The organism is Microbacterium sp. K36 (assembly GCF_004794355.1).
Classification (GTDB): Bacteria; Actinomycetota; Actinomycetes; order Actinomycetales; family Microbacteriaceae; genus Microbacterium; species Microbacterium paraoxydans_D.
The window spans coordinates 1-5,565 of the sequence record NZ_SSDN01000012.1 but is presented as its reverse complement, the minus strand read 5'-3'; the positions used below and the strand labels follow the sequence as shown (position 1 = coordinate 5,565).

Annotated in this window: 3 rRNA genes; all 3 read left to right on the top strand. The window is 54.7% G+C overall.

The features are described 5' to 3' along the window. Positions 1-256 precede the first annotated feature (256 nt). The 3 genes from DW296_RS00335 to rrf all read left to right on the top strand — a co-directional run bounded on the left by DW296_RS00335 (position 257) and on the right by rrf (position 5,525). A 16S ribosomal RNA gene (locus DW296_RS00335) occupies positions 257-1,781 on the top strand. 413 nt (positions 1,782-2,194) lie between these two features. After that, positions 2,195-5,297: ribosomal RNA gene (locus DW296_RS00330) — 23S ribosomal RNA — on the top strand. A 111-nt stretch (positions 5,298-5,408) separates the two neighbouring features. Then, positions 5,409-5,525: ribosomal RNA gene (gene rrf / locus DW296_RS00325) — 5S ribosomal RNA — on the top strand. Together the 16S, 23S and 5S rRNA genes form the textbook arrangement of a ribosomal RNA operon. Positions 5,526-5,565: the final 40 nt, after the last annotated feature.

Genomic DNA, 5,565 nt, shown 5'->3' with positions numbered 1-5,565 from the left:
TAAGATAGAGAAGTTGCCCTGCGGGCCTGGTCGTGATGGCTGGGTCGTGGGAGCATCCGATCCTTGAGAACTCAACAGCGTGCACTTGTCAAATGCCAAATTATCCTCGTCTAGCTTCGGCTGGGTGAGAATTCCTTTGGATCAAAGACCAACCTCCTTGTGGGGTTGGCAACGGATAGTCAGCAATGATTTATCTCTTTGGTCAGCATCAAACTCGCTGCGTTCCGGTTTTTCCCCGGTTCGTATGCATTTCTTTTTTACGGAGAGTTTGATCCTGGCTCAGGATGAACGCTGGCGGCGTGCTTAACACATGCAAGTCGAACGGTGAACACGGAGCTTGCTCTGTGGGATCAGTGGCGAACGGGTGAGTAACACGTGAGCAACCTGCCCCTGACTCTGGGATAAGCGCTGGAAACGGCGTCTAATACTGGATATGTGACGTGACCGCATGGTCTGCGTTTGGAAAGATTTTTCGGTTGGGGATGGGCTCGCGGCCTATCAGCTTGTTGGTGAGGTAATGGCTCACCAAGGCGTCGACGGGTAGCCGGCCTGAGAGGGTGACCGGCCACACTGGGACTGAGACACGGCCCAGACTCCTACGGGAGGCAGCAGTGGGGAATATTGCACAATGGGCGAAAGCCTGATGCAGCAACGCCGCGTGAGGGATGACGGCCTTCGGGTTGTAAACCTCTTTTAGCAGGGAAGAAGCGAAAGTGACGGTACCTGCAGAAAAAGCGCCGGCTAACTACGTGCCAGCAGCCGCGGTAATACGTAGGGCGCAAGCGTTATCCGGAATTATTGGGCGTAAAGAGCTCGTAGGCGGTTTGTCGCGTCTGCTGTGAAATCCCGAGGCTCAACCTCGGGCCTGCAGTGGGTACGGGCAGACTAGAGTGCGGTAGGGGAGATTGGAATTCCTGGTGTAGCGGTGGAATGCGCAGATATCAGGAGGAACACCGATGGCGAAGGCAGATCTCTGGGCCGTAACTGACGCTGAGGAGCGAAAGGGTGGGGAGCAAACAGGCTTAGATACCCTGGTAGTCCACCCCGTAAACGTTGGGAACTAGTTGTGGGGTCCATTCCACGGATTCCGTGACGCAGCTAACGCATTAAGTTCCCCGCCTGGGGAGTACGGCCGCAAGGCTAAAACTCAAAGGAATTGACGGGGACCCGCACAAGCGGCGGAGCATGCGGATTAATTCGATGCAACGCGAAGAACCTTACCAAGGCTTGACATATACGAGAACGGGCCAGAAATGGTCAACTCTTTGGACACTCGTAAACAGGTGGTGCATGGTTGTCGTCAGCTCGTGTCGTGAGATGTTGGGTTAAGTCCCGCAACGAGCGCAACCCTCGTTCTATGTTGCCAGCACGTAATGGTGGGAACTCATGGGATACTGCCGGGGTCAACTCGGAGGAAGGTGGGGATGACGTCAAATCATCATGCCCCTTATGTCTTGGGCTTCACGCATGCTACAATGGCCGGTACAAAGGGCTGCAATACCGTGAGGTGGAGCGAATCCCAAAAAGCCGGTCCCAGTTCGGATTGAGGTCTGCAACTCGACCTCATGAAGTCGGAGTCGCTAGTAATCGCAGATCAGCAACGCTGCGGTGAATACGTTCCCGGGTCTTGTACACACCGCCCGTCAAGTCATGAAAGTCGGTAACACCTGAAGCCGGTGGCCTAACCCTTGTGGAGGGAGCTGTCGAAGGTGGGATCGGTAATTAGGACTAAGTCGTAACAAGGTAGCCGTACCGGAAGGTGCGGCTGGATCACCTCCTTTCTAAGGAGCATCTGACGCTTCGGCGTCCAGAACCCAGATCGAAGGCGTACGTTCTTCGCTGGGAGCTCATGGGTGGAACATTTGACATGGCATCGAGATCTGATCTCGGGACTAGTACGCCGCTTCGGTGGTTGGAAGGTTCTGGGTGAGGGGACCGGTGCCTGCACGCTGTTGGGTCCTGAGGGACCGGATGCGGATCTTTCGGGATCTGGTCTGAACCTCTGGACCTCTTTCTGTTTGTCCCTGTGGGGGCAGGTGGATGGGGGTTCCGCCCGTACTTTGAGAACTACACAGTGGACGCGAGCATCTTGCAACTGGTCTTTGATCAGTTGCGCAAGATGATCTTAAAGATCATTAGTCAATTTCTGATTCAGTCTTCGGACTGGTCGGGTTTTTGATTCAAACTCATGTGATTTCAAGTCTTTAAGAGCAAACGGTGGATGCCTTGGCATCTGGAGCCGAAGAAGGACGTAGCAATCTGCGATAAGCCTCGGGGAACTGATAAGCAAGTTTTGATCCGAGGGTGTCCGAATGGGGAAACCCCGCTGGGCGGCGTGCCGACCTAGTGACTCCCGCCTGAATATATAGGGCGGGTAGAGGGAACGTGGGGAAGTGAAACATCTCAGTACCCACAGGAAGAGAAAGCAACCGCGATTCCGTTAGTAGTGGCGAGCGAAACCGGATCAGGCTAAACCGAGTGTGTGTGATATCCGGCAGGAGTTGCATATTCGGGGTTGTGGGACTCACCAGTCAGTTCTGCCGAGCTGGCGACGTTACAGAAGCGTATAGACGAACGGTCTTGAAAGGCCGGTCATAGAGGGTGCCAACCCCGTAGTCGAAATGCGTGTTCTGGCGTGGAGAGTATCCCAAGTAGCACGGGGCCCGTGAAATCCCGTGTGAATCTGTCAGGACCACCTGATAAGCCTAAATACTCCCAGATGACCGATAGCGGACAAGTACCGTGAGGGAAAGGTGAAAAGTACCCCGGGAGGGGAGTGAAATAGTACCTGAAACCGTTTGCTTACAAACCGTTGGAGCACCCCTGGTAGGTGTGACAGCGTGCCTTTTGAAGAATGAGCCTGCGAGTTAGCGATATGTGGCGAGGTTAACCCGTGTGGGGTAGCCGTAGCGAAAGCGAGTCTGAATAGGGCGATTCAGTCGCATGTCCTAGACCCGAAGCGAAGTGATCTATCCATGGCCAGGTTGAAGCGACGGTAAGACGTCGTGGAGGACCGAACCCACTTAGGTTGAAAACTGAGGGGATGAGCTGTGGATAGGGGTGAAAGGCCAATCAAACTTCGTGATAGCTGGTTCTCTCCGAAATGCATTTAGGTGCAGCGTTGCGTGTTTCTTGCCGGAGGTAGAGCTACTGGATGGCCGATGGGCCCTACAAGGTTACTGACGTCAGCCAAACTCCGAATGCCGGTAAGTGAGAGCGCAGCAGTGAGACTGTGGGGGATAAGCTTCATAGTCGAGAGGGAAACAACCCAGACCACCAACTAAGGTCCCAAAGCGCGTGCTAAGTGGGAAAGGATGTGGAGTTGCTCTGACAACCAGGAGGTTGGCTTAGAAGCAGCCACCCTTGAAAGAGTGCGTAATAGCTCACTGGTCAAGTGATTCCGCGCCGACAATGTAACGGGGCTCAAGCACGCCACCGAAGTTGTGGCATTGACATTATTGGTAGGCCTTCGTGGTCCAGCCGTGTTGATGGGTAGGAGAGCGTCGTGTGGCCAGCGAAGCGGCGGTGGAAACCAGCCGTGGAGGCTACACGAGTGAGAATGCAGGCATGAGTAGCGAATGACGTGTGAGAAACACGTCCTCCGAAAGACCAAGGGTTCCAGGGTCAAGCTAATCTTCCCTGGGTAAGTCGGGACCTAAGGCGAGGCCGACAGGCGTAGTCGATGGACAACGGGTTGATATTCCCGTACCGGCGAAGAACCGCCCAAGCTAATCCAGTGGTGCTAAACGTCCGAGCCTTCACATCGTCGCCTTCGGGTGACACCGTGGAGGGGAGCACGTGACCCCATGCTGGTGCGGTTAGCGTATTAACAGGTGTGACGCAGGAAGGTAGTCCAAGCCAGGCGATGGTTGTCCTGGTGCAAGTGCGTAGGCCGAGTCGTAGGCAAATCCGCGACTCATACAGGCTGAGACACGATGCGGATAAAAAGTGGATGATCCTATGCTGCCGAGAAAAGCATCGACGCGAGGTTCTAGCCGCCCGTACCCCAAACCGACTCAGGTGGTCAGGTAGAGAATACCAAGGAGATCGAGAGAATCGTGGTTAAGGAACTCGGCAAAATGCCCCCGTAACTTCGGGAGAAGGGGGGCCTTCGACGTATTAGGACTTGCTCCGAAAGCGTTTGGAGGCCGCAGAGACTAGTGGGTAGCGACTGTTTACTAAAAACACAGGTCCGTGCCAAGTCGCAAGACGATGTATACGGACTGACGCCTGCCCGGTGCTGGAAGGTTAAGAGGACCGGTTAGCCGCAAGGCGAAGCTGAGAATTTAAGCCCCAGTAAACGGCGGTGGTAACTATAACCATCCTAAGGTAGCGAAATTCCTTGTCGGGTAAGTTCCGACCTGCACGAATGGCGTAACGACTTCCCAACTGTCTCAACCGCGAACTCGGCGAAATTGCATTACGAGTAAAGATGCTCGTTACGCGCAGCAGGACGGAAAGACCCCGTGACCTTTACTACAGCTTGGTATTGGTGTTCGGTGTGGCTTGTGTAGGATAGGTGGGAGACTTTGAAGCGGTGACGCCAGTTACCGTGGAGTCATTGTTGAAATACCACTCTGGTCACTCTGGATATCTAACTTCGAACCGTAATCCGGTTCAGGGACAGTGCCTGGTGGGTAGTTTAACTGGGGCGGTTGCCTCCCAAAAAGTAACGGAGGCGCCCAAAGGTTCCCTCAACCTGGTTGGCAATCAGGTGGCGAGTGTAAGTGCACAAGGGAGCTTGACTGTGAGACTGACAGGTCGAGCAGGGACGAAAGTCGGGACTAGTGATCCGGCAGTGGCTTGTGGAAGCGCTGTCGCTCAACGGATAAAAGGTACCTCGGGGATAACAGGCTGATCTTGCCCAAGAGTCCATATCGACGGCATGGTTTGGCACCTCGATGTCGGCTCGTCGCATCCTGGGGCTGGAGTAGGTCCCAAGGGTTGGGCTGTTCGCCCATTAAAGCGGTACGCGAGCTGGGTTTAGAACGTCGTGAGACAGTTCGGTCCCTATCCGCTGCGCGCGTAGGAAGTTTGAGAGGATCTGACCCTAGTACGAGAGGACCGGGTTGGACGAACCTCTGGTGTGTCAGTTGTTCCGCCAGGAGCACCGCTGATTAGCTACGTTCGGGATGGATAACCGCTGAAAGCATCTAAGCGGGAAGCCGGCCTCAAGATGAGACTTCCATACCTTCGGGTGAGAGGCTCCCAGCCAGACTACTGGGTTGATAGGCCAGATGTGGAAGCACGGTAACGTGTGCAGCTGACTGGTACTAATAAGCCGATGACTTGATAACACACCGTTTGTTGGTGCTTGCGTCCACTGAGTGGTTCTCGATGTACGGTCGAGAACTACCTTCAACAATGATTCATCATTGCTTTAGGTTTGATTGAAACATCAATAGTGTTTCGGCGGCCATAGCGTGAGGGAAACGCCCGGTCACATTCCGAACCCGGAAGCTAAGCCTCACAGCGCCGATGGTACTGCAGGGGGGACCCTGTGGGAGAGTAGGACACCGCCCGGGCGATGGAGCGCATCGAGAAGGAAGCGATCCGCATGGGCGT